Source organism: Blastococcus sp. SYSU DS1021 (assembly GCF_054050995.1).
Genome location: NZ_JBJHAL010000009.1, coordinates 96929 through 120473 on the forward strand (window position 1 = coordinate 96929; position 23545 = coordinate 120473).

Consider the following 23545-nt stretch of genomic DNA (forward strand, 5'->3'; position numbering starts at 1 on the left):
TGCACGCACTCGACGGTGTGGCGGCGGCCACATCTTCCCGTGCCCCGTATCCAGCAGGTCAACCGGCCTTCCGGCGCTCGACCTCGATCCGGTCGAGCAGGTCGGTGAACGCGCGGTCGACCACCGCCGCGCGGGTGAGGTTGACGCTGTGCCCGGCCCCGGGGACGACGACCAGCTCGGCGCCCGGGCCGACCGCCTCGGCGATCCGCCGCCCGTGGGCCTCGGGGGTCAGCCGGTCGTGCGTCGCGGCCACCACCGTCACCGGCACCCGGCGGAGGACCTCCAGCGCCGCCGTCTCGTCGTGGTCGAGGAAGGTCGCGTAGAACGCCATCGTCACCGGTAGGGGCGTCTCCTCCAGCAGCTGCTGCACCAGGCGCACGCTGCGCGGGTCGGCGTCGTCCTTGCCGAACAGCAGCCGCCGGATGGCCCGCCGGCCGAGGAAGGTGCCCCGCCGGCGACGTCGCTCCAGCGCCGGGGCCAGCCGTTGCAGCAGCCAGAGGTAGAGCGGGAGCAGCCGCAGCCGGCGCATCAGCGTGACCACCGTGGCCAGGACGCCGGTGCTCACCAGTCCACCGGCCGAGGTGGCCAGCAGGAAGGCGCCGACGATGCGGGTGCCGAACAGCTCGGGCCGCTGCCGGGCCAGCGCGAGGATGCTCATCCCGCCCATGGAGTGGCCGGCGAGCACCACCGGCCCGGTGGGGGCGACGGCGTCGAGCACCTCGCCGAGGTCGCGGCCGGTGCGGTCGATCGTGGCCCGGGTCAGGGGCGTCCAGCCGGAGCGGCCGTGGCCGCGCTGGTCCCACAGGACGAGCCGGGCCCGGTCCCGCAGCGCCGCGCGCTGGGGCTCCCACTCCGCCAGCCGCGCGGTGAACCCGTGGCAGAGGACGACGGTGAGCGGGGCGTCCTCCCTGCCGTCGAACTCCACGTGCAGGTCGCAGCCGTCGTCGGTGGTCACCGTCCGCGAGCCCGGAGGGGGCGGTCCGTCGAGCGGGGGCAGGGGCAGCAGCGGGGGGTCGGCGGGCACGGCGCCATCCCATGGCCTCGGAGCGGGCCGCGCAACCGGCCGGCTCAGTGGCCCCCGCGGCGCCCGGGTGCGGTCTCCCGCACCAGGCGACGGGCGGCGTCGACCTCGCGGGCCACCGGGGCCAGCACCCCCTCGGCGTGCAGCTCCGCGTCGTCGGGCACGACCGACCGCCGGACGTCGTCCTCCAGCCCGCGGATCGCCCGGCGCAGGACGGCCACCTGGGCGAGATCGGGGGCCGGCTCCCCGCCGCGGCTGGCGATGACGGCCTCGGTGACAGCGTCGGACGCGCGTTCCAGCTGCACGATCACCGGCCACCACGCGGCCGCCCGCGTGCTGATCGGCGGTGGCTCGGCCAGGCGCCGCTGCAGCTGGGTCTGCAGCTCGGTGAGCGCGCGGTAGCTGCGCCTGCGGGCGCGGCGGCGCTCGGCCGGGCTGCCGGTGAAGGCGGCCGCCACGAACGCGTCCAGGGCGCGGGCGGCGTCGCGCAGCGCCTCGTCCAGCGGGGCGCGCCAGGTCTGCGGCCACAGCAGGTAGCCGAAGACCAGCACGATCGCGCAGCCGATCAGCGTGTCCAGCAGCCGGGCACCGACGAGCCCCGGCCCGGCAGGCAGCGCCAGATCGAGCAGCAGGATGATCAGCGGCGTCTGGAAGACGGAGAACAGGCCGAAGTTGGCGTTGCGCGCCCACGGCAGCACCGCGGCCGCGCCGGCCAGCGCCACGAGCACCCACCCGTTGCGGGGGAGGGCCGCGAGGAGGGCGGAGCCGAGCAGCACGCCGAGGAGGGTTCCGGCGCCCCGCTGCACCGCCCGGGTGAACACCGAGCCGAAGTCGGGCTTCAGCACGATCGCGACGGTCAGCAGGACCCAGTACGGCCGCTCGATGGGCAGGTACTGGCGGGCGATCTCCGCGACGGTCATGCAGAGCGACAGCCGGACGGCGAAGCTGCGGGCGTCGGCGCTGGCGAGCGTGCGGTCGGCCAGATCGTGGAGGCGGGTGCGGAGGTCGGGCCGGGCCACCGCCGCGGCCGCCGCGCCGGCCCGTTCCTCCGGGTCGCCCACCACGTTCCACACGAGCCGGACGCCGTGCCGGACGGCCCGCACGGCCGGATGGCCCTGCTCGAGGGGGGCGGGGCGCTGCTCGACCAGCTCGCCGCGGCCCGAGACTGCCGCCGCCAGCGCGTGCGCGGCGGCGACGTCCTGCGGATCCGGGGGGATGCCCGCGCGCGCGGCGGCCACGGCGCCCTCCACGAGCGGCGCCGCCGCGTTGAGGACGCCGGCGAGTTCCGAGAGCTCGCGGCTGCGGCCCGCCGACCGGCTGCGGCTGCGGATGACCCGGTCGTAGGCGGCGTTGAGGGCCGTGGTGAGCGCCCGCCGGGCCTCGGGGGCCGCGTCGCTGCCGACCGCCGCCAGCAGCTCGCCGATGCGGGTGAAGACGGCGGCGACGGCGGACCGGTCGGGGTCCAGCGGCTCGGTCCGGTACTGCACCAACGCCGTCAGGGTCGCCCACGCCGCACCGCAGAGGAAGAAGCCGACCTCCGCGGCGGCCGTGAGCGGGGTGCCCAGCCCCGAGGCGAGCGCCGTGTAGATCAGCAGCTGCAGCGCGCCGAGCGACAGAGCCGCGTTGACCGCGCTGACCAGCGCCGCGGCCGCCGACAGCGCCGCGATGACGGCCACCGGTGCCCACCCGCCACCGGTCGCGAACTGGCCGGCCAGCAGGCCCAGCATGCCGAAGAGGGTCGCCGCCCCGATCCGGCGGAGCCGGTCCCGGAGCGGGCCGGGCTGGGGCGCCAGGCTCGCCGCCAGCGCCCCCATCGTGCCGAACACGCCGGCGCCCAGCGTGACGGCGGAGTCCAGGCCGCCCATGGCGACGGCGAGGGCCAGGGGGGCGGGGATCGAGACGGCGAACCGGGCGACGTCGCGCCACGGGACCGGCGGGGGCGTGGTGCGCACCAGCTCCTCGAGCCAGGCGGGGGCCCGCAGCGATCGCTCCCCACGCCGCCGCACCACGCTCCGAAGCTTGGCACTCCACCGGACCGGCCGTGCGCACCCCCGCCTACCCTGACCAGCCGTGACCGTGCAGCTCGGGAAGGTCCTCGCCGCCCTCGATGCCCGCTACGACCCGGCCCTCGCCGAGGGGTGGGACGCCGTCGGGCTGGTCTGCGGCGACCCCGCGGAGGAGGTGCGGCGGGTGCTGTTCGCCGTGGACCCGACCGCCGCCGTCGTCGACGAGGTGGTGCGGACCGGTGCGCAGCTGCTGGTCACCCACCACCCGCTGTTCCTCAGCCCGGTGCACGGTGTGCCGGCCGACGACCCGCGGGGGCGGCTGGTGCACCGGCTGGTCCGGGCGGGCGCCGCGCTCTTCGTCGCGCACACCAACGCCGACCGGGCCCCGCGCCACGGGGTCAACGACGCGCTGGCGGCGGCGCTCGGCCTCGCGGAGGCCGTGCCACTGGAGCCCACCGCCGCGGATCCGCGGGCCGGGCTCGGCCGGGTGGGCCGGCTGCCGGAGCCGATGACGCTGCGCCGGTTCGCCGAGCACGCCGCTGCCGCGCTGCCCGCCACGGCCGGAGGTGTCCGGGCGGCCGGTGACCCCGACCGGCGGATCGCCACGGTCGCGGTCTGCGGCGGCAGCGGTGGCTCGCTGCTGGGCGCCGCCGCCGCGGCCGGAGCCGACGTGCTGCTCACCAGCGACCTGAAGCACCACCCGGTGTCCGACGCGCTGGAGATGGCCGGGCCGGCGCTGTGCGACGTGGCGCACTGGGCCTCCGAGTGGCCCTGGCTGCCGGTGGCCGCCGACGTGCTGCGCCGCGACCTGGGCGGCCGGGTGGAGGTCGCCGTCGCCACCCCGCGGACCGATCCGTGGAGCTGCCGGGCCGACGCCCCGGCCGCGGGCTGACCGGGGCGGTCCGCGCGGTCAGCCGTGACCGGCGGCCCGCAACGCCCGCACGCAGCTGCGCTCGAGCGCGCGCTGGCGGCGGATCCGGGCGAGCAGGCCGGGGACCGGCTCCAGCTGCCTGGTCGCGGCCGGGCGCACGTCGGTGAGCCGGCCGTCGGCGTAGCGGCCGGAGGTGGTGTGCACGGTCCACCGCTCGACGTCCGGCACGGAGAGCTCCTGCCCGACCAGCACCGCCGGGCCGGCCACCGCCGGCGGTCCACCCGGCAGCGCGAGCGGATCGGCGTCCCAGTCGGGGACCCGGACGGTGCGCACGTGCAGGCCACCGTCGTCGACGGCCAGGACGGCGTCGGCGGGGCCCTCGCGCCGGTCGACCGGGACGACGGCGTCCGGGTCGAGGACCAGCACCAGGCGCGGCAGGTACCACCAGTGCTCGCGGCGGAGCATGTGCGAGTCGGCCAGCGCCCGCGACGGTGGGTGCTTGCGCAGCTCCTGGTCGAGCAGCTCCTCGCTGAACAGCTCGCCGTCGCCGTCCTCCACGAGCGTGAGCCGCCCGGTGAACGCCAGGGGTGACCACCGCACCCCGGTGAGCCGTGGCTCGGAGAGGACCAGCGCGGCCGAGCCGGCGGCCGCGGCGGCGCGGGCGGTCGCCACGTGCGCCCAGGGCAGCGCGACCGCCGGCCGGCCGCCGAGGGCCAGCGGGACGACGCCGGTGGCCCCCGGGGGCCCGTCCGGCGTGGACCACAACAGTTCGGCCACACCCGCGGCGTGGAGCGCGGCCAGACTTGTGGGGTCCATGGGCTGAGTGTTCACTCCCTCCGACGGCGGCGACGAGGCCGCCCGTGGACCAGGGGGTTCTGCCGTGCCCGCGTTCGTCGTGGCCGCCGTGGTCGGGGTGCTGTTCTTCCTCGGCTACCGGTACTACTCCAGCTACCTGGCCCGGAAGGTGTACGCCCTCGACCCGGCGTTCGTCACGCCGGCCCACCAGTTCAACGACGGCAACGACTTCGTGCCGACGAACAAGCACGTCCTGTTCGGCCACCACTTCACCTCGGTGGCCGGGGCGGCCCCGATCGTCGGCCCGGCGATCGCGGTCTTCTGGGGCTGGGGCCCGGCCCTGACCTGGATCGTCCTGGGCACCATCTTCGCCGCCGGCGTGCACGACTTCGGCGCGCTCGCGGTGTCGGTCCGGCACAAGGCCAAGAGCATCGGCACGCTGGCCGGCGAGGTCATCAACGGCCGGGCCCGGAAGCTCTTCCTGGCGATCATCTTCTTCCTGCTCACCCTGGTGAACGCGGTCTTCGCCGTGGTGATCGGGAACCTCCTCGTCGCCAACCCGGGTGCGGTCATCCCGATCGTGCTGGAGATCCCGCTGGCGATCTTCATCGGCGTCTACATCTACCGGACGCGGTCGTCGGCGCTCATCCCGTCGATCGTCGGCGTGATCGTGCTGTACGCCCTCATCCTGGTCGGGAACGCCTTCCCGATCTCGCTCGACGGGCTCGCCGACGCGCTGGGGGTGGAGCAGACCCGCAACGTCTGGGTGGTCCTGCTCTTCGCCTACACCTGGATCGCCTCGCGCATCCCGGTGTGGGTGCTGCTGCAGCCGCGGGACTACATCAACAGCCACCAGCTCTTCATCGCGCTCGGCGTCATCGCCCTGGGCGTCATCGTCGGCATGAACACCATCCAGGCGCCGGTGGTCAACGACGTGCCCGAGGGCTCGCCGAGCTTCTTCCCCTTCCTCTTCATCACCATCGCCTGCGGGGCGATCTCCGGCTTCCACTCCCTGGTCTCCTCCGGCACGACGTCCAAGCAGCTGGACCGCGAGACCGACGCCCGCTACGTGGGCTACATGGGCGCGGTCGGCGAGGGGTCGCTGGCCACCGGTGCCGTCCTGGCCGCCACGGCCGGCGTCGCCGCCTCGCAGGCGGACTGGGAGGCGCTCTACCCGGACTTCGCGACCGCCTCCAGCGGGGCGACCGGCAACTTCGTCAACGGCGTGGCCCAGTTCGCGAACAACATCGCGATCCCGCTCGACCTCGCGACCATCTTCGCCGCCGTGGTCGTGATCAGCTTCGCCGCCACGACCATGGACACCGGCGTGCGCCTGCAGCGCTACGTCGTCCAGGAGATCGGCGAGCTCCTCGGCATCCGGGCGCTCTCCCGCAACCTCACGGTCGCGACCACCATCGCCGTCCTGATCCCGCTCGGCATGGCGCTGATCCCCGGGGAAGGGGAAGCCGGGTACACCTTCGGGGTCCTGTGGCAGCTGTTCGGGACCACCAACCAGCTCACCGCGGGCCTGGCGCTGTCGGTCATCGCCGTGTGGATCACCCGCCGGGGCCGCAACCCCCTCGCCGCGCTCATCCCGCTGGTGTTCCTGCTGGTCATGACGTCGTGGGCGCTGATCGTCAACCTGCGCAACTTCATCGAGGCCGAGGACTGGGTGCTGGCGCCGCTGGACGCGCTGATCTTCGTCCTGGCGGTCTGGCTGATCGTGGAGGCGGCGCTGGCCCTGCGCACCGCCTACCGCGAGCGGCCGTCGACCCCGGTCGACGGATTCGGGACGGGGGAGCCGGACGCCGTGGCGAAGGCCAACCCCGAGGTCGGCGAATCGACGGCCGGGCCCACGGAGGGGCCGGCCGGGACCTCGCGCAGGTGACCTCGCGGGTCGTCCTCGTCCGCGGCTCCCGGGCCGCGGGCGGGGGCGGCGGCTGCTGCAGCGGGGACGTGCGCCCCTTCGACGACGGCGGCTCGCACGCCCACGCCCCCCGGGCGGACCCGGTGGGGGAGGTGTACCGGGCGCTGCGGGCGCGGCTGCCGGCCGACGTCGCGATCGAGGTCGTCTCGCCGTCGAACTGGCTCTGGCTGCTGCCGGAGCTGGTGAGGGCCGGGCGCCGCCGCGGCCTGCGGGGCGCCGCGCTGCGCCGCTCGGTGCGTGCGGGGATGGCGGTCGAGTCGCTCGTCGTCGACGGCGCGGTGCTCGCCTCCGGTGGCCTGCCCGCGCCCGCGGCCGCCGTCGCCGCGGTGGAGGCGGAGCTGGCGCTGCGGTGACCCGGCCGTCGTCGGGTCACCGGCGCGGGACCCGACCGGGGCGCGGGTAGGTTGAGCGCGTGAAGGTCGACCATTTCGAGCAGCAGAAGCTCCTGGAGCTCGCGGCGGAGGACGTCGCCCTGACCCAGCTCGCGCACCGGAAGCGGACGCTGCCCGAGGCCGCGGCCGTCGAGGCCGCCGCGGAGACCGAGCGGTCGCTCGGGGACGACGTCGTCCGGGCCGAGACCGAGGTCCGCGACCTGCAGCGGGAGGTGTCCCGCCTGGAGGCCGACGTCGAGACGGTCCGGCAGCGCGCGACCCGTGACCAGCAGCGCCTGGACGCCGGTGGCATCACCGCGCGGGAGACCACCAGCCTGCAGCTGGAGCTGGAGTCGCTCGCCCGGCGCCAGGCGACCCTGGAGGACCAGGAGCTCGAGCTGATGGAGCGCCTGGAGACCGCCGAGTCCACCCTGCGGGCGGCGCAGGAGGCGCTCGAGCAGGCGCGGGCCGATCGGGAACGCGCCGAGCAGCTGCGCGACGACGCGCTCGCCGACGTCGCCGACTCCACCACCCGGCACGAGAGCGCGCGCGCCGCGGTCGCCGGGGGCCTCTCCGCCCCGCTGCTGACCCTCTACGACCGGGTCCGCGCCCAGACCGGCAGCACCGGGGCGGCGATGCTCCGGGCGCGGCAGTGCCAGGGGTGCCGGCTCGAGCTGAACGGCCGCGAGCTGGCGGCGGTCCAGAAGGCCGACCCCCACGAGGTGGTCCGCTGCGAGAACTGCGGGCGGATCCTGGTGCGCACGGCCGAGTCCGGGCTGTGACCCGCCGGTTCGTCGTCGAGGCCGACGGCGGCTCCCGCGGCAACCCCGGGCCGGCCGGCTACGGCGCGCTGGTGCGGGACGCGGACACCGGCCGGGTGCTCGCCGAACGCGCTGCGTCCGTGGGGCGGGCCACCAACAACGTGGCCGAGTACGGCGGCCTGGTCGCCGGGCTGCAGGCGGCGCTGGACCTCGACGCCTCCGCCGAGGTCGAGGTGCGGATGGACTCCAAGCTGGTCGTCGAGCAGATGTCGGGCCGCTGGAAGATCAAGCACCCCGACATGCAGCAGCTGGCGCTGCAGGCCCGCGCGATCGCGCGGAAGCTGGGCGGGGTCCGCTACACCTGGGTGCCCCGCGCGCAGAACGGTGCCGCCGACGCCCTCGCCAACAGCGCGATGGACGGCAAGCCCGTGCACCGCGACGCCGCCGCCGAGCCCAGCGTGGCCGAGGACGACGTCCAGCCCACGGCGGAACCCGCCCCGGTGGTCACCACGGTCACCCACCTGCTGCGCCACGGGCAGACCGAGCACACCCCCGAGCGCCGGTTCAGCGGCCGCAACGAGCTGCCCCTGTCGCGCACCGGGCGGGCCGAGGCCGAGGCGGCGGGGGAGCGGGCCGCCCAGCTGGGGATCGAGGTGGTCGTCGCGTCACCGCTGCGCCGGACGCGGGAGACCGCCGAGATCGTCGCCGCGCGGCTCGGGCTGCCGGTGGAGTTCGACGACGACCTGCGGGAGCTGGACTTCGGCGACCTGGAAGGGCTGACCTTCGACGAGGCCCGCGCCCGGCACCCGCTCGCGGTGCGCCGGTTCATGGCCGACGTGACGGTGGCGGCGCCCGGCGGGGAGTCGATCGCCGAGGTCAGCGCCCGGCTGGCCGGTGCGCGCCGGCGCATCCTGACCCGGCACGCCGGGAGGACGGTGCTGGTGGTCAGCCACGTCACGCCGATCAAGCTGCTGCTCGCGGCCGGGCTCGGGGTCGGCGACGACGTCGTCCACCGGGTCTTCCTGGAGGCCGCCTCGTTGTGCACCGTCGCCTGGAGCTCCGACGGGCGCACCTCGGTGCGGCTGGTGAACGACACCGCGCACCTGCGCTGACCGCGGTACGGCGTTCAGACCCCCACGAACAGGTACACCGACACCGCGACGCCGAAGGTCACGATCGTCACGCGCAGCGGCGTGGTGGGGATGCGGCTCGCCAGCCGCGCTCCGAGGAACCCGCCGACGAGGCCGGCCGGGGCGGCAACGGCGACGACGGTCCACTCGACCGGCCCGAAGACGCCGAACACCACCAGCGTCACCGTGGCGGTGACCGCGGACAGCGCCGACTTCAGCGCGTTGGCGAGCTTGAGCCGGTGCAGCCCGATGCCGAGGACGCCCACCAGGATCACCCCGAGCGCACCGCCGAAGTAGCCGCCGTAGACGGTGGCCAGGAACAGGGCCAGGTACAGCCAGGCCGGGTCGCGGCCGGGCCCGGCGGCGAGCTGACCGGCCAGCCGTCGGGTCACCAGCGGCTGGAGGGCGAGCAGCAGGCTGGCCAGCAGCACGAGCACAGGGACCACGGCGTCGAAGGCGTCGGACGGCGTGGTGAGCAGCAGGACGCTGCCGCCGAGCCCGCCCAGGGCGGCCACCGCGCCGAACCGGAGCAGGCGCCGGCGCTGGCCGGCGTACTCGGCGCGGAAGCCGGCGACCCCGCCGAGGTAGCCGGGCCACTGCGCCAGCGAGTTGGTGACGTTCGCCGCGACAGTGCCCAGCCCCAGCGCGACGAGGGTGGGGAAGAGGATCAGCGAGCCGCCGCCGGCGATCGAGTTGACCCCGCCGGCGAGGAACGCGACGCCCGCGACGACGAGCAGGTCGACGGCGGACACGGCGGACACGGCGGACACGGCGGTGCAGCCTACGGTGGGCGCGTGCGGAGGCCGGCGAGCGCGACGTGGCTGGGAGCCCTCCTGGGTGGGTCGTGAGTGCTGCACCTGGTGCGTCCGCGTACCTACGAGTGGCTGGTGCCGCCGGAGCTGGGAGACGCCCGGTCGTGGGTGCTCGCCAGCGGGGTGGCCGAGATCGGTACCGCCGCCCTGCTCGCGGCGCCGCGCACCCGGCGGGCCGGCGGCTGGTCGGCCGCCGCCCTCTTGCTGGCGTTCGTGCCCGCGCACCTGCACCACGTCCGGCTCGGTCGCGGGAAGCCAGCGGTGCTGGCCGCCGCCGCGGTGCGGCTGCCTCTCCAGGTGCCGATGGTCTCGGCGGCGCTCCGGGTGGCCCGCGGCGGCTGAGGGCCGCTGACCGCCCGCGGCCGACGCCGGCACGGCAGACTCGACCCGTGCCCGCACCCATGCCGGACGACTGGCAGCGCGCCCTCGTCGTCGCCGCCCACCCCGACGACATCGAGTACGGCCTCGCGGCCGCGGTCGCCGTGTGGACGGCGGCGGGCAAGGAGGTGCGCTACCTGCTCGCCACCCGCGGCGAGGCGGGGATCGCCGGGATGCCGCCGGCGGAGGCCGGGCCGCTGCGCGAGGCGGAGGAGCGTGCGTCGGCCGCCGTCGTCGGGGTGAGCGAGGTGGAGTTCCTCGACCTCCGGGACGGCGTACTGGTGGCCGGACCGGACCTGCGGCGCGAGCTGGCGGGCGGCATTCGGCGGCACCGGCCCGACCTGGTGGTGACCACCTGGGGCGGGGACACCTGGACCCTGCCCGGGGTCAGCCCCGCAGCCCTGAACTCGCCCGACCACCGGGCGCTGACCCGCAGCGTGCTCGACGCGGTCGCCGACGCCGCCAACGAGTGGATCTTCCCGGAGCTTGCGGAGGACCCGTGGCCGGGCGTGCAGTACATCGCGGTGCAGGCCATGGGCGGTGAGCCGCCGCACGCGATGGACGTCAGCGGGGGAGTGGAGCCCGCGGTCGCATCGCTGGCCGAGCACCGGCGGTACCTCGCGGCGCTGTCCGACGAGCCGGTCGAAGAGCAGGCACGGAGACAGATCGACATGTCGACCCTGACCGAGGACGGCGGCCGGCAGGTGGGCTTCACGCTCTACTGGGGATGACGCACGCGGTCAGAACGGTGGTGGGTCCTCCGCCGGTGGTGGCGGTGGTGGTTGCGGTGGTGCGGTGAGGACGCGGTAGCCGGGTGGTCGGCTGGTGCGGGTGACCCCGGTGGGGGTGATGACGGTGAGGACGCCGTCGTCGCTGAGGGTGTGCTGCCAGCCGGGGGCGAAGGTCTTGAGCCGGTGGTGGTGGCGGCACAGGCAGCACAGGTTCTCGCAGGCGGTGGCGCCGCGGTCGGCGTGCGGGATGACGTGGTCCAGATCGGCCCAGCCGGCGGGCACGGTGCAGCCGGGGTGCCGGCAGGTGCGGTCCCGCGTTGCGAGGAAGCGTTGCTGGGCGGCCGAGGGCCGGTAGCGGTCCACCGGCCCGGGCGGGCCGAGCAGCGGGCAGCCGCAGGACCGGTCGGGGTGGTCGGGGTGGTCGGGGCAGCCGCGGGTGGCCAGCCGGGCCAGTTCGGCGCGGCCGGTGACCGCCCGCAGTTTGCCGGTGGCGTCGGTGAGCGCGATCTGCAGGCTGCCGCCGGGTGGGGCCTGCACGCCTGCGGCATCCAGGGCGGCGAGTAGTTCGCGCAGGTGGGCGGCGGTGATCGGCTCCCCGTCCACCTCCCCGACCGGCGCGGGCGTGCCGGGCGGGGTGAAGGCGGCCGGTGCCGGGGCGCCGGCGGCCAGGAACCCCGCCGGGGTGAGCGCGGGCAGCGGTGCGACCACGGTCAGGTGCGCGGTCACCGCCGGTTGCTGCTGCCAGGGGCGCAGCAGCAGGTCGGTGAGGGCTCCGGTGCGCAGCATGCCGATCGGCCGATCGTCGCCGGCGTCCTTCGCCGCCCGGGCGTGGGCATCGACCGCCTGGCGGCAGGCGCGGGCGTCGGGGTGGGGCAGCAGGGCGCGCAGCTCGCTCATCCCGTCCCCGACCGGGCGCACCGTCACATCCGCTGCCCGCTGCCGGGCCCGCCGGCGGCGGTCGGCCGCGGCGGCGTCGCGGGCGATCAGCTCGGCGCGCACCGCCTCCCGCAGCTTCCCCACCCCCAACTCGGTGGCGGTGGGCAGGACGGCTGCCTCCATGGCGGCGATCACGCCCGGGTCGGTCTCCCGCCCGGTGACGGCGACCTCCGCGGCCATCGCCCGGGCACGGGGCCAGTCCAGCCGCCCCAGCCGCAGCCGTGTGTACGTCGCGGGCAGCAGCGTGGTGAGCACCTCGGCGTGCTCCAGCTGCGTCACCGCCGCCGTGCGGCTGCAGTTCTGCACCGCGGCCAGCTCATCGGGCACGAACTCACTGACCTCTGGCGGCCCCACGGTGCCGGCGCGCTCGCCGCCGGGCAGCGGATCGGCCGGAGCCGGGCGGGCGGCGGCCAGATCCATCACCAGCTCCGCCCGCAGCGCCGCCAGCTGCGCCTCCGCGGCCACGATCTGCCCCAGCAGCTCCGCCGCCTCCGCCGCACCCCGCCGGGCCGGCAACCACGCGCTCAACGGTTCACCCAACCGCGGCAACGGATCAGGGTCGGCCAGCTCCCACTCCGACGGCGGGCTCACCGGCATCACGGTCACCCCGACCGCGAACCCGACCACCGACATACCCGCAGGTTAGGACGGGGGTACGACACTTCCGGCCGGCCTTCGGATCGCCGTGGCCGGGCGTGGGTCCGGGCCTCGTAGACTGGCCGGTACGACGGACGAGTCGGCCGGGCGGTCGCGTCGGCGGGGGAGACCCCGTCGCCGAGGAACGTCCGGGCTCCACAGGGCAGGGTGGTCGTTAACGGCGACCCGGGGTGACCCGCGGGACAGTGCCACAGAAAACAGACCGCCAGCGCTCGCGCTGGTAAGGGTGAAACGGTGGTGTAAGAGACCACCAGCACGCCGGGTGACCGGCGTGGCTCGGTAAACCCCACCCGGAGCTAGGTCAAGAAGGAGCGGCGGTTCGCCGCCGTTCCGCGCAGGCGTTCGAGGGCGGCCCGCCCGAGCCTGCGGGTAGACCGCTGGAGCCTGCCGGCAACGGCAGGCCTAGATGGATGACCGCCCATCGGGAGGCCGCAAGGCGCCCGTGGACAGAACCCGGCGTACAGGCCGACTCGTCCGTCGTCCTTTCCTCCGGAGCGCCCGCGTGCGGCCACTCGGGGCCGGTGATGCCGCCGAGACGACGTTTCGGCGGGAACGCCTGCGGACAGCGGCCCGCCTCGGCTGCCGGTGGAGACGGCGGCAGCGCCACGGGATCTCCGGTAGGGCTCACCGTCCCTCGAGGTCACCGCCTGCGTCGGCTCGGTCCCCGCGCTCGTGACGGCGGCCGACCACTCCGGTGACGAGGAGCACGAGCCAGCCGGCCACCGTCGCGGCCCTCACCGCGATGTCGAAGGCCGACGTGTCGCCGGCGAGGAGGTCCCGGATCAGGAACGCGGCCGCGCCTACGAGGAGCAGAGACGCCACCGCCAGGAACCACGGCTCGCTGCGGACGTCGCGTGCGCCTCGACCCGTCACGCAGCACAACCTAGAAGGCCGACGGTGCTGGCAACCAGCGCACGAGGCGCTTCCGGCCGACGGTGGGAGCGGCAGGCGGCACGAGTCGTCACCGCGTGGCGGGTCCGGCGCTTGCGACGTCCGGGAACGCGCCCGTGCGGGCAGTCGGTGTCGGGCGCTGGTCGGGTGGCGGTCACCCGGGGTTGGCCCATCGGCTGCCCGGGCGCCGTCTTCGCTGGTGAGGGTCGGGGCATCTGTCCCGCTACCCCTGGAGCTCCCGTGTCACCCCGCGCCCGGCGTCTCGCCTGCACGTTCCCTGCCGCCGCCCTGATGCTCGCCGTGACCGTCGCCCCTGCTGGTGCGAAGCCGGCGCCCGCGCCGGTCTTCACCGAGCTGGCCACGTTCGAGGTGACCGGTGAGGTCGCCGAGATCCTCGCGGTGACCCCCGACGGCCGGACGCTGCTCTACACCGACTCGGCCACCGGCGAGGTCGGGCTGGTCGACCTGACCAGACCCGCCGAGCCGACGGCGATCGGCAGCGTGCAGCTGGGTGGGGAGCCCACGTCGGTGACCGTCACCCGCGACGGGCGCCACGCCCTCGCCGTGGTCGACACCAGCACCTCGTTCACCGCCCCGTCGGGGGAGCTGGCCGTCATCGACCTGCGCACCCGCGCCGTCGTCCGGACCATCGACCTGGGCGGCCAGCCCGACTCCATCGCGATCAGCCCCGACGGTGCGGTGGCGGCGGTCGCGATCGAGAACCAGCGCGACGAGGACCTGGAGGTCGACGGCGTCGAGGGCGGTCTGCCGCAGGCGCCTGCCGGTTTCCTGGCCGTCGTGGAGCTGCACGGGACGCCGGAGCGGTGGACGGTCGACCGGGTCGAGCTGACCGGGCTGGAGGGCGCCCTGTACCCGGACGACCCCGAGCCGGAGTACGTCGACATCGACCGCCGGGGCATCGCGGCGGTGACGCTGCAGGAGAACAACGCCATCGCCCTGGTCGACCTGCGTTCCCGCACGGTCGTCGGGTCCTTCTCGGCCGGGACCGTGACGCGCACCGACGCCGACACGTCCGACGACGGCGTGATCGCGTTCGACGACGCGCTGACCGCTCCCCGGGAGCCCGACGCCGTCCAGTGGACGCCGGGGGGCAACCTGGTCACCGCGGACGAGGGCGACCTGGCCGAGGAGCCCAGCGGCGGTCGTGGCTGGACCGTCTTCTCCCCGGACGGGGAGGTCGTCTCGACCTCCGGGGGAGCGGCGGAGCAGGCCCTCGCCGCGGCGGGCCGCTACCCCGACGGGCGCAGCGACGACAAGGGCGCGGAGTTCGAGGGCGCGGAGGTCGCCACGCTCTACGGCACCACCTACGCCTTCATCGGGTCCGAGCGCGGGGACGCCGTCCTGGTCTACGACCTCGCCGACGAGGGCGCCCCCGAGCTGCTGCAGGTGCTGTCCACCGGGGAGGCGCCCGAAGGGCTGCTCGCCGTCAAGCGCGGCCACCTGTTCCTCACCAGCAACGAGGACGACGGGACGATCTCGCTGTTCCAGCTGACGAAGCCCTGAGCACCGCGGCCGGGGGCGCCCACCGCGCCCCCGGCCCGGGTGGTCAGGCGGCGACGGCGGTGACGAACGTGCAGATGCCCTCGCCCGAGTCCGCCCGGTGGCGTATCCCGATCAGCCAGAGCAGGGCGGTCTCGATCCGGTGGGCCAGCTTGCGCGGTCCCTCGTACCAGGTGGAGCCACCGGTCGTGACCGTGATGTCCTCGAACCCCGCCAGCCGGATGTGCTCGACGAGCATCCAGTCGGGGAGGATCGAGATGTGGCCCGGCTGGTAGTAGTGCCCGGGCCCGAAGATGAACGGGGCACCGCGCAGGAACATCTTCAGCCGTGAGTGCGGGTGGGTGATGTTCGGGGTGCTCACGACGAGCCGGTCACCCGGCCGGAGCAGGGCCCGGATCGAGCGCAGCACCTGCCGCGGGTTCTCCACGTGCTCGAGCGTCTCGACGCACATCACCAGGTCGAAGGGGCCGCGGGTCTCCTCGGTCCACTGGGGGTCGTCGAGGTCGAGGCGGTGGATCCAGTCGTGCGGCGGGTCCAGGTCGGTGGGGACGACGTCGAACCCGGCGTCCCGGAGCCGGCAGGCCAGCGCGCCGCAGCCGGCACCGACCTCCAGGATCCGGCCGCCGGTGGGCAGGGCCCGCCGCGCCAGCTCGACGGCGTACTCGTGCACTCCCGGGGCGGCGTGGATGCCGTGCCCCTGGTACGACCCGGTCGCGGCGGTTCGGGACGTGGTGGTGCGCTCGTCGGCGGTCACCTTCGGGAGTGTGACCCAGCCGCCGCGTGCCCGCTCGTCGCGGCGTCGGCCGGGCCTCGGGGCGGGCCTGTGCAAGGGTGGGCGCGTGCAGACCCCCGCCCGGTTCGCCGCCCCGTGACGGGAGCGGTCGTCGCCGTCGCCGCGGTCGGTGGCCTGCTCGTGGGCGCGGCCGCGAACCGGGCCGCGGGCGCCTTCCCGTGGGGCGCCGCCGACGAGGCCACCCGGCGGTCCGCGGTGCGGCCGCCGGTGCTGGAGCTGCTCACCGCGGGGCTGTTCGCGCTCCTGGCGCTGCGGCTGGGGGCGGTCGCGGAGCTGCCGGCCTTCCTGGTCGTCGCCGGGGCGGGCGTGCTCCTCGCGGTGATCGACCTCCGGCACCGGCTGCTGCCCGACCGGGTCACCGGTCCGGCCGTCGTGGCGACCGCGGTGCTGCTCACCGGAGCGGCAGCGGTGGAGGGCTCCTCGGACGCGCTGCTGCGGGCGGGGCTGGCGGCCGCCGCGCTGTTCTGCGGCTACCTGGTCCTCGCGCTGATCTCGCCCGCCGGCCTCGGCATGGGCGACGTCAAGCTGGCCGGCCTGCTCGGCCTGCCGCTGGGCTGGCTCGGCTGGCAGGCGGTGCTGCTGGGGGCGCTGGCCGGCTTCGTGGTCCAGGCCGCGCTGGCGCTGCTCCTGCTCGCCGCGCGGCGGATCGGGCTCAAGGGGGAGCTGCCGTTCGGGCCGGCCATGCTGCTCGGTGCGGCGATCGCGATCGCCTGGAGCGGAACGCTCCCCGGCTGACGGCGACACCGGCGGTGACGCTGGGCCACCAGCGGACCGGAGCCGTCCCTCGATGGGCGGAGTGCCGTCCCCGGATCGGGTGACCCGCCCTCAAGCCCCGGTGTGTTCCGCACGACAACTCCCTCCAACGCCGCGAGGCCGGATCAACCCGATCCGGACCCGACGGCCCACAACCGGAGGAGCACCCATGCTGATCAACGCCTACGCCACCCTGGCCAGCCTCGTCGCCGTCGCCCAGGACCGCCTCAAGAACGAGGAGAAGGGCGCCACCGCCGTCGAGTACGGCCTGATGGTCGGCCTCATCGCCGTCGTGATCATCGGCGCGGTGGTCCTGCTGGGTGAGCAGCTCAACGAGCTGTTCGGGGACGTCAGCGAGAAGCTGCCGGCGGTCGAGGGCGCCACCACGGGCACGACCGGCAGCTGACCACTCGCTGCTGCGGACGACGTAGCGGAACCGGCGCAGCGGCCCTCGTCCCGAGGGCCGCTGCGCCGTCGCACGAGAAGGGCGGTGGATCGGGATGAGGGGACGGCTGCGCGACGAGCGCGGTGCCAGCGCCGTGGAGTTCGCCTTCATCGTGCCGCTGCTGATCGTGCTGGTCATCGGCATCGTCGAGTTCGGCCACGCCTTCCAGGTGCAGGGCACGCTGTCGGCCGCCGCCCGCGAGGGGGTGCGGGCCATGGCGCTGCGCAACGACCCGGTGGACGCGCGCAACGTCGTCCGCACCGCCGCCGCCTCGCTGCACCCGGCGATCACCGACGACCAGATCCACATCACCATCGTCGGCGGCACCGCCGAGACCTGTCCCACCACCGGCGCCGGCGACACCGCCGTCCGCCTCACCATCACCTACCCGAAGCCGTACCTCACGGACTTCTTCGGCGCGGGGATCGAGCTCACCGGAACGGGGGTCATGCGATGCAACGGCTGATCTCGCGGGCCCGGCGCCGGCTGGACGGCGAGCACGGCGCGAGCGCCGTCGTCCTCTCGCTGCTGATGGTCCCCATGCTGGGGTTCGCGGCCATCGCCGTGGACATCGGCGCGCTGTACGCCGAGCGCGCCCGGCTCCAGGTCGCGGCCGACGCCGCCGCCATCGCGGTGGCCCAGGACTGCTCCCGCGGCAACTGCGGCGACATGCTGGCGACCGCCCAGGAGCTGATCACCCTCAACGACCCCACGGGCACGGCCGGCCAGCCCGTGCTCAGCAGCGACCCGGTCAGCGTCACCGTCACCGGTGGCGCCCCCAAGGAGCACTGGTTCGCACCCGTCATCGGGCACGACTCCAGCCACGTCTCGGCGACCGCGACGGTCGGCTGGGGCGCGCCGAGCCATGGCACCGCGGTGCTGCCGCTGACCTTCTCCTGGTGCTCGTTCCGGGCGCAGACCGGCGGTGGGCTGCCGTCGACCGAGACGCTGCAGACGATCATGTTCAGCAAGTCCGACGACGTCGGCGGGTGCACCGGGCCGTCGGGCAACTTCGTGCCCGGTGGCTTCGGCTGGGTCGTGCCCGACGCGGGCAGGTGCCACGCCACCTCCGCGATCGGCCAGCGGCTCTCCTCCGACACGGGTGTGTCGCTGCCGTCCGGCTGCTCGGAGGCCGACCTCCAGGGCTGGCTGGGCCGGACGGTCCTGCTGCCGCTCTTCGACGAGTTCGGCGACGGCGGCAGCAACGGCTGGTACCGCGTCTACGGCTACGCCGCCTTCACCCTCACCGGCTACGCGGTCAACGGCTCGATCAGCAGCGGCAAGAAGGTCTGCGGGCCCGGCACCAACTCCAGTGACCGGTGCGTCACCGGCTACTACACCCGCTTCGTCGAGCTCTCCGACGCCTGGACCTACAGCCCGGACGCCCCGCAGCTCGGGGCCTCGATCCTCCGACTCATCCGTTAGGGGCGCCCACGTGAGACGTCGACTCCTGGCCACCGCGGTGGCCCTCGCGCTCGTCGTCGCCGGCACGGTCGTCCTCGTGGGCTACGTGCGCGGCGCGGAGACCCGCGCCCTCGCCGGCGTGCAGACCGTCCAGGTCCTGGTGGCCGAGGCCCTCATCCCCGCCGGCACCCCCGGCGCGGCCCTGGGCGAGCTGGTGGGCATCGAGCTGCTGCCGGCGAAGGCGGCGCTGCCGGGCCGGGTCACCGACCTGGCGACGCTGGCCGACCGCGTCGCCACCGTCGACCTCGCGCCCGGCGAGCAGCTGCTCGACAGCCGGTTCGTACGGCCCGAGGAGCGGCAGGCGCCCGGCACGGTGCCGGTGCCGGAGGGGATGCAGGAGGTGAGCATCGTCCTGGAGCCCCAGCGGGCCGTCGGCGGCCGGCTGGCCGCCGGCGACACCGTCGGCGTCTTCGTCTCCATGGGCGACCCGGCGACGACCCACGCCGTCCTGCACGAGGTCCTGGTCACCCAGGTGCAGGGGGCACCCGCCCCGCCCGCGGCGCCCGCCGACGGGGCGACGCCGGCCGTCTCCGCACCGGCCCCCTCCGGCAGCCTCATGGTCACCTTCGCCGTGACGGCCGCGCAGGCCGAGGCCGTCGTCTTCGCCGCCGAGCACGCCAGCGTCTGGCTGTCCCTCGAACCGCCCGACCCCGACGTCTCCCGCACCCAGGTGCTCACCCCCGACACCATCTACGGAAAGGCCTACTCATGAGCCGCGTCGTCCTGGCCGGAGCCGGCGAGGACCTGGTCCTGCGCGTGAAGGAGGCCACCGGCGGCGATCTGCAGGTGCTGCCGCCGGGCCGGCTGCCCAGCGATCCGGCGCGGCTGTTCGAGCAGCTGGTCGACGACGAGCTGCCCGACGTGCTGCTCGTCGGCCCGCACACGCCGGCGCCCGAGGTGCTGACCCTGGCCGGCCGGCTCGACGTGCAGTCACCGGGCATCACCGTCGTCCTGGTGGCCGACCCGTCCCCGGACATGTGGCGGTCGGCGATGCGCGCCGGCATCCGCGACCTGCTCCCGCCGGACGCCGACGTGGCCGAGATCGCCGCCGCGGTGGAACGCGCCGGGCACGCGGCGGCCGGCCGTCGTCGGGTGCTGCGGCCGGTGGCCGAGACCGACCGCTACGCCGGCCGGGTCATCACCATCGCCTCGCCCAAGGGCGGCGTGGGCAAGACGACGGTCTCCACGAACCTGGCGATCGGGCTGACCGCGGCCGCACCCCAGTCCACGGTGCTCGTCGACCTCGACGTGCAGTTCGGCGACGTCGCCTCCGCTCTGAGCCTGGTGCCCGAGTACACGCTGCCCGACGCCGTCCACGGGCCGGCCAGCGAGGACACCATGGTCCTCAAGACGTTCCTCACCCAGCACCCCAGCGGGCTGTACGCGGTGTGCGGGTCCGAGTCGCCGGCGGCCGGCGACACGATCACCGGTGACGACGTCAGCCGGTTGCTGGCCTCGCTGGCCCGGGAGTTCCGGTACGTCGTCGTCGACACCGCCCCGGGGCTGTCGGAGCAGACGCTGGCGGCGCTGGACCGCGCCTCCGACGTCGTGATGCTCACCAGCATGGACGTGCCGGGGGTGCGCGGGCTGCGCAAGGAGATGGACGTGCTCCGCGAGCTGTGCATGATCCCCGCCGGCCGGCACGTCGTCATGAACTTCGCCGACCCCAAGGGCGGCCTGACCGTCCGGGACGTCGAGACGACGATCGGCACGGGGGTCGACGTCGTCCTGCCCCGGTCGAAGGCGGTGCCGGCCACCACCAACCAGGGCGTGCCCATCCTGACCAGCGGCGGCCGCCGCGACCCGATGGTGCGCGAGCTGCGCCGGCTGGTGTCGCGCTTCTCCGCCACCCCGCTCATGAAGGCCAGCCGCTACCGGGCCAAGCACCGGGCGGAGGCGTGAACCTCGCCCAGCGGCTGGAGGCCGCGCGCCAGGGAACGGGGCCCGCCGCGCCCGCGCCCGCGGCCCGGCCCGCAGCCGACGCCGGCACCGACCGGCCGGCGACCGCGGTGCCCGCCCCGGTCGTGCGCCCGGCCGCCGTCCCCCGCCCGACCGGATCGCCCGCTCCCGCGCCGCCGACCGACGCACTGGCGCGGCTGAAGGACCGCGTGGGCAAGGCGCTGTTCGAGCGCATGGGCAGCCGGATGAACGACCCGTCCATGGCCGAGGACGCGCTGCGCGCCGTCGTGCTCAAGGAGCTCGACGAGGTCGTCGAGGAGGAGAACGTCCCGCTCAGCGCCGAGGAGCGGCAGCGGCTGACCGCCGAGCTCGCCGACGACGTGCTCGGCTACGGCCCGCTGCAGCGGCTGCTCGACGATGACGCGGTCAGCGAGATCATGGTGAACGGGCCGGACTCCATCTACGTCGAGCGCGGCGGCAGGCTCCAGCGCACCGCGACCCGGTTCACCTCCGAGGAGCACCTGCGCCGGGTGATCGACCGGATCGTCTCCCGCGTCGGACGGCGCATAGACGAGTCCTCCCCGCTGGTCGACGCCCGGCTGGCCGACGGCTCGCGCGTGAACGCGGTGATCCCGCCGCTGGCCTTCAGCGGCTCCACCCTGACCATCCGGAAGTTCGCGAAGGACCCGTTCCGGGTCGACGACCTGATCGGCTTCGGCACGCTCTCGCCGGAGATGGCCGAGCTGCTGCACGCCTGCGTCGACGCCCGGCTCAACATCATCGTCTCCGGCGGTACCGGCACCGGGAAGACGACGCTGCTCAACGTGCTCTCCTCGTTCATCCCGGAGGGCGAGCGGATCGTCACCATCGAGGACGCCGTCGAGCTGCAGCTGCAGCAGGAGCACGTCGTCCGGCTGGAGTCGCGCCCGCCGAACATCGAGGGCAAGGGCGCGATCACCATCCGCGACCTGGTCCGCAACTCGCTCCGCATGCGGCCCGACCGGATCGTGGTGGGGGAGTGCCGCGGCGGGGAGTCGCTGGACATGCTGCAGGCGATGAACACCGGGCACGACGGCTCGCTGTCGACGGTGCACGCGAACTCCCCGCGTGACGCCATCGCGCGGCTGGAGACGCTGGTGCTCATGGCCGGCATGGACCTGCCGCTGCGGGCCATCCGCGAGCAGATCGCCTCCGCGGTCGACGTCGTCGTCCAGCTCACCCGGCTGCGCGACGGCACCCGGCGGGTCACCCACGTGACCGAGGTGCAGGGCATGGAGGGCGAGACGGTCACGCTGCAGGACGCGTTCCTGTTCGACTACTCCGCCGGCGTGGACGCCTCGGGCAGGTTCCTCGGCAAGCCGGTGCCCACGGGGGTGCGGCCGCGGTTCACCGACCGGTTCGACGAGCTGGGCATCACCCTCTCACCGCGGGTGTTCGGCGCCGCGGAGCCGGCCCGCCCCTCGAGGTGGGAGCGGTGAGCGAGCTCCTCCTGGTGCTCGGCGTCGCCGCGATCTCCGCCGCCCTGCTGATCCTCGCGCTGGTCGTCGTCCCGGCCGGCCCCCCGCGGGTGCCCCTCACCCGGCTCGACCCGTCCGTGGCACCCCCCGCGTCCGCGCTGGCCGGCGCCGGCGCGGCGGCGGGAGCCGCGGTCGAGAAGGTGCTGCTCAAGCGTGGCCGGCTCGCCGCCGGCGCCGCCGCCCTGGAACGGGCCGGCATGGCGACGACGTTGCCGAACTTCGTCCTCGCCGTCGGGCTGACCACCGTCGTCGCCGGGCTCGTCGGCGGGCTGCTCGGCGGCCCGCTGCTCGCCGTGCTGTTCGTGGTGCTGGTGCCCGTCGGCGCCAAGCTGCTGCTCGGCTTCCGCGCCGGGCGGCGGCAGGCCGCGTTCGCCGACCAGCTCGACGACTCCCTGCAGCTGATGGCCAGCAGCCTGCGCGCCGGGCACAGCCTGCTGAGGGCGGTCGACTCGGTGTCCCACGAGGCCGAGGCGCCGACCTCGGAGGAGTTCGCGCGGATCGTCAACGAGACGCGCGTCGGCCGCGATCTCAGCGACGCGCTCGACGAGGTCGCCGCCCGGATGGGCAGCGACGACTTCACCTGGGTCGCCCAGGCGATCGCCATCCACCGCGAGGTCGGCGGCAACCTCGCCGAGGTGCTGGACGCCGTCGGGAACACCATCCGCGAGCGCAACGCCATCCGCCGTCAGGTCAAGGCGCTGTCGGCCGAGGGCAAGCTCTCGGCCGTCGTGCTCATGGCGCTGCCGTTCGGCGTGACCGGGTTCATCTCGATCACCAACCCCGCCTACATCGCGAAGTTCACCGAGAGCCTCGTCGGCTACGCCATGCTCGCCGCGGCGGCCGTGATGCTGCTGGTCGGGGGCCTGTGGCTCAAGAAGACCGTGGCGATCAAATTCTGATGAGCAGCGTCCCCGTTCCCGTCCTGCTGGCCGCCCTCGCGGTCAGCGTCGCCGTCCCGCTGCTCGGCTGGGCGCTGCTCGCCCGCTCCTCCGCCGCGACGGCCCAGGCGCGCGACAACCTGGTGCGCGGCCTCGGCCCGACCGGCGCGGCCGCCGCGGCCAGTTCCGGGCCGGGGGTGCTGACCCGCGTCGCCCGGGGCCTGACCCCCCGCGGAACGGTGGCCCGGCTCAACCGTCTCGCCGGCACGGCCGGTCGCCCGGCGGCCTGGCCGGTCCCGAGGCTGGTGGCGGCGAAGCTGGTGCTGGCCCTGATCGCGGGGGCGCTGGGGCTGCTCGTGGCCACCGCCCGGCCCGGCCCGCTGATGGTCGTGGTCGCCGTGGTGGCGACCGTCGTCGCCTACTTCCTCCCCGAACTGCTCCTGTACAGCCGCGGCCAGGAGCGGCAGGAGGCGATCGCCCTCGAGCTGGCCGACACGCTCGACCAGATGACGATCGCCGTGGAGGCGGGGCTCGGTTTCGAGTCGGCGATGGCGCGGTCCGGGAGCAACGGCACGGGGCCGCTGGCGGAGGAGCTCGTGCGCACGCTGCAGGACATCGCCGTCGGCCAGCCGCGTCGCGACGCCTACCTGGCGCTCGCCGAGCGGACGGGCGTCCCCGACCTGCGCCGCTTCATCCGCGCCGTGGTGCAGGCCGACCAGTACGGCGTCTCGATCGCCGACGTGCTGCGCACCCAGGCGCAGGAGATGCGGCTCAAGCGCCGCCAGCGCGCGGAGGAGAAGGCGATGCAGATCCCGGTCAAGGTGATCTTCCCGCTGATCCTCTGCATCCTGCCGACGCTGTTCATCGTGCTGCTCGGCCCCGCGGTCATGGACATCGCCGCAGCGTTCAGCGGCTGAGCACATCGTCGTCCTCCGGACGACACCGCGGCCCATGGCCGTTCCCCGGCGACGTGGAGCCGTTTCGTCGT

Annotated in this window: 24 protein-coding genes and 1 other RNA gene; 18 read left to right on the forward strand and 7 right to left on the reverse strand. The window is 75.1% G+C overall.

Going from position 1 to position 23545, the window contains the following annotated elements:
* Positions 1-58: 58 nt before the first annotated feature.
* Both ACI8AP_RS08995 and ACI8AP_RS09000 read right to left on the reverse strand, forming a co-directional pair.
* Positions 59-1024 carry an alpha/beta fold hydrolase gene (locus ACI8AP_RS08995; protein WP_456588997.1) on the reverse strand — a complete coding sequence of 322 codons (966 nt, stop codon included), beginning with the start codon at positions 1022-1024 and terminating at the stop codon, positions 59-61.
* A 44-nt stretch (positions 1025-1068) separates the two neighbouring features.
* Positions 1069-3030: an FUSC family protein gene (locus ACI8AP_RS09000; RefSeq protein ID WP_456588998.1), complete on the reverse strand. Its 1962-nt coding sequence runs from the start codon at positions 3028-3030 to the stop codon at positions 1069-1071.
* Between the two features lie 61 nt (positions 3031-3091).
* On the opposite strand from ACI8AP_RS09000, the gene ACI8AP_RS09005 reads away from it, so the two are divergent.
* Complete coding sequence (locus tag ACI8AP_RS09005) at positions 3092-3919, forward strand: Nif3-like dinuclear metal center hexameric protein (protein ID WP_456588999.1); 828 nt, start codon at positions 3092-3094, stop codon at positions 3917-3919.
* Positions 3920-3937: 18 nt separating this feature from the next.
* Here ACI8AP_RS09005 and ACI8AP_RS09010 read toward each other — a convergent pair whose 3' ends face one another.
* The gene (locus ACI8AP_RS09010; RefSeq protein ID WP_456589000.1) at positions 3938-4714 is read right to left on the reverse strand and encodes a hypothetical protein; all 777 of its coding nucleotides are present in this window, start codon (positions 4712-4714) and stop codon (positions 3938-3940) included.
* 64 nt (positions 4715-4778) lie between these two features.
* On the opposite strand from ACI8AP_RS09010, the gene ACI8AP_RS09015 reads away from it, so the two are divergent.
* The 4 genes from ACI8AP_RS09015 to ACI8AP_RS09030 are packed head-to-tail and all read left to right on the forward strand — an operon-like array spanning position 4779 to position 8864.
* Positions 4779-6581 (forward strand): carbon starvation CstA family protein, encoded by a 1803-nt coding sequence (locus tag ACI8AP_RS09015; protein ID WP_456589001.1) that lies wholly within the window; start codon positions 4779-4781, stop codon positions 6579-6581.
* Positions 6578-6973: a hypothetical protein gene (locus ACI8AP_RS09020; protein ID WP_456589002.1), complete on the forward strand. Its 396-nt coding sequence runs from the start codon at positions 6578-6580 to the stop codon at positions 6971-6973. The genes ACI8AP_RS09015 and ACI8AP_RS09020 overlap by 4 nt, the downstream gene beginning before the upstream one ends.
* A gap of 59 nt (positions 6974-7032) precedes the next feature.
* Positions 7033-7773: a zinc ribbon domain-containing protein gene (locus ACI8AP_RS09025; protein WP_456589003.1), complete on the forward strand. Its 741-nt coding sequence runs from the start codon at positions 7033-7035 to the stop codon at positions 7771-7773.
* Positions 7770-8864, forward strand: coding sequence for a bifunctional RNase H/acid phosphatase (locus ACI8AP_RS09030; RefSeq protein ID WP_456589004.1), 1095 nt, complete (start codon positions 7770-7772; stop codon positions 8862-8864). Before ACI8AP_RS09025 ends, ACI8AP_RS09030 begins: the two co-directional genes overlap by 4 nt.
* Before the next feature lie 14 nt (positions 8865-8878).
* On the opposite strand, the gene ACI8AP_RS09035 is transcribed toward ACI8AP_RS09030, so the two are convergent.
* Positions 8879-9652, reverse strand: a complete 774-nt coding sequence (locus tag ACI8AP_RS09035; RefSeq protein ID WP_456589005.1) for a sulfite exporter TauE/SafE family protein — start codon at positions 9650-9652, stop codon at positions 8879-8881.
* A gap of 78 nt (positions 9653-9730) precedes the next feature.
* Here ACI8AP_RS09035 and ACI8AP_RS09040 point away from each other — a divergent pair, with 78 nt between their 5' ends.
* Both ACI8AP_RS09040 and ACI8AP_RS09045 read left to right on the forward strand, forming a co-directional pair.
* Complete coding sequence (locus ACI8AP_RS09040; RefSeq protein ID WP_456589006.1) at positions 9731-10036, forward strand: DoxX family protein; 306 nt, start codon at positions 9731-9733, stop codon at positions 10034-10036.
* 47 nt (positions 10037-10083) lie between these two features.
* Complete coding sequence (locus ACI8AP_RS09045; RefSeq protein ID WP_456589007.1) at positions 10084-10803, forward strand: PIG-L deacetylase family protein; 720 nt, start codon at positions 10084-10086, stop codon at positions 10801-10803.
* 9 nt (positions 10804-10812) lie between these two features.
* On the opposite strand, the gene ACI8AP_RS09050 is transcribed toward ACI8AP_RS09045, so the two are convergent.
* Positions 10813-12372, reverse strand: coding sequence for a DUF222 domain-containing protein (locus tag ACI8AP_RS09050; protein WP_456589008.1), 1560 nt, complete (start codon positions 12370-12372; stop codon positions 10813-10815).
* A 99-nt stretch (positions 12373-12471) separates the two neighbouring features.
* On the opposite strand from ACI8AP_RS09050, the gene rnpB reads away from it, so the two are divergent.
* Positions 12472-12873: RNase P RNA component class A (rnpB, locus tag ACI8AP_RS09055), an RNA gene on the forward strand.
* A 147-nt stretch (positions 12874-13020) separates the two neighbouring features.
* Here rnpB and ACI8AP_RS09060 read toward each other — a convergent pair.
* Positions 13021-13269 carry a hypothetical protein gene (locus tag ACI8AP_RS09060; protein ID WP_456589009.1) on the reverse strand — a complete coding sequence of 83 codons (249 nt, stop codon included), beginning with the start codon at positions 13267-13269 and terminating at the stop codon, positions 13021-13023.
* A 258-nt stretch (positions 13270-13527) separates the two neighbouring features.
* On the opposite strand from ACI8AP_RS09060, the gene ACI8AP_RS09065 reads away from it, so the two are divergent.
* Positions 13528-14811 carry a choice-of-anchor I domain-containing protein gene (locus ACI8AP_RS09065; protein WP_456589010.1) on the forward strand — a complete coding sequence of 428 codons (1284 nt, stop codon included), beginning with the start codon at positions 13528-13530 and terminating at the stop codon, positions 14809-14811.
* A 43-nt stretch (positions 14812-14854) separates the two neighbouring features.
* Here ACI8AP_RS09065 and ACI8AP_RS09070 read toward each other — a convergent pair whose 3' ends face one another.
* The gene (locus ACI8AP_RS09070; RefSeq protein WP_456589011.1) at positions 14855-15562 is read right to left on the reverse strand and encodes a class I SAM-dependent methyltransferase; all 708 of its coding nucleotides are present in this window, start codon (positions 15560-15562) and stop codon (positions 14855-14857) included.
* Between the two features lie 114 nt (positions 15563-15676).
* Here ACI8AP_RS09070 and ACI8AP_RS09075 point away from each other — a divergent pair, with 114 nt between their 5' ends.
* From ACI8AP_RS09075 to ACI8AP_RS09115, 9 genes are all read left to right on the forward strand, one after another.
* Positions 15677-16336 (forward strand): prepilin peptidase, encoded by a 660-nt coding sequence (locus ACI8AP_RS09075; RefSeq protein ID WP_456589012.1) that lies wholly within the window; start codon positions 15677-15679, stop codon positions 16334-16336.
* 187 nt (positions 16337-16523) lie between these two features.
* The gene (locus ACI8AP_RS09080; RefSeq protein ID WP_456589013.1) at positions 16524-16760 is read left to right on the forward strand and encodes a Flp family type IVb pilin; all 237 of its coding nucleotides are present in this window, start codon (positions 16524-16526) and stop codon (positions 16758-16760) included.
* Between the two features lie 94 nt (positions 16761-16854).
* The gene (locus tag ACI8AP_RS09085; protein WP_456589014.1) at positions 16855-17265 is read left to right on the forward strand and encodes a TadE/TadG family type IV pilus assembly protein; all 411 of its coding nucleotides are present in this window, start codon (positions 16855-16857) and stop codon (positions 17263-17265) included.
* Positions 17253-18224: a pilus assembly protein TadG-related protein gene (locus ACI8AP_RS09090; protein ID WP_456589015.1), complete on the forward strand. Its 972-nt coding sequence runs from the start codon at positions 17253-17255 to the stop codon at positions 18222-18224. Before ACI8AP_RS09085 ends, ACI8AP_RS09090 begins: the two co-directional genes overlap by 13 nt.
* A 10-nt stretch (positions 18225-18234) precedes the next feature.
* Entirely contained in the window at positions 18235-18975 is a 741-nt protein-coding gene (gene cpaB, locus ACI8AP_RS09095) for a Flp pilus assembly protein CpaB (protein ID WP_456589016.1), read from the forward strand.
* Positions 18972-20165, forward strand: a complete 1194-nt coding sequence (locus ACI8AP_RS09100; RefSeq protein WP_456589017.1) for an AAA family ATPase — start codon at positions 18972-18974, stop codon at positions 20163-20165. The genes cpaB and ACI8AP_RS09100 overlap by 4 nt, the downstream gene beginning before the upstream one ends.
* The gene (locus ACI8AP_RS09105; RefSeq protein ID WP_456589018.1) at positions 20162-21640 is read left to right on the forward strand and encodes a CpaF family protein; all 1479 of its coding nucleotides are present in this window, start codon (positions 20162-20164) and stop codon (positions 21638-21640) included. Before ACI8AP_RS09100 ends, ACI8AP_RS09105 begins: the two co-directional genes overlap by 4 nt.
* Positions 21637-22578 carry a type II secretion system F family protein gene (locus ACI8AP_RS09110; RefSeq protein WP_456589019.1) on the forward strand — a complete coding sequence of 314 codons (942 nt, stop codon included), beginning with the start codon at positions 21637-21639 and terminating at the stop codon, positions 22576-22578. Before ACI8AP_RS09105 ends, ACI8AP_RS09110 begins: the two co-directional genes overlap by 4 nt.
* On the forward strand, positions 22578-23474 hold the full coding sequence (locus ACI8AP_RS09115; RefSeq protein ID WP_456589020.1) for a type II secretion system F family protein: 897 nt from the start codon (positions 22578-22580) through the stop codon (positions 23472-23474). Before ACI8AP_RS09110 ends, ACI8AP_RS09115 begins: the two co-directional genes overlap by 1 nt.
* Positions 23475-23545 lie beyond the last annotated feature (71 nt).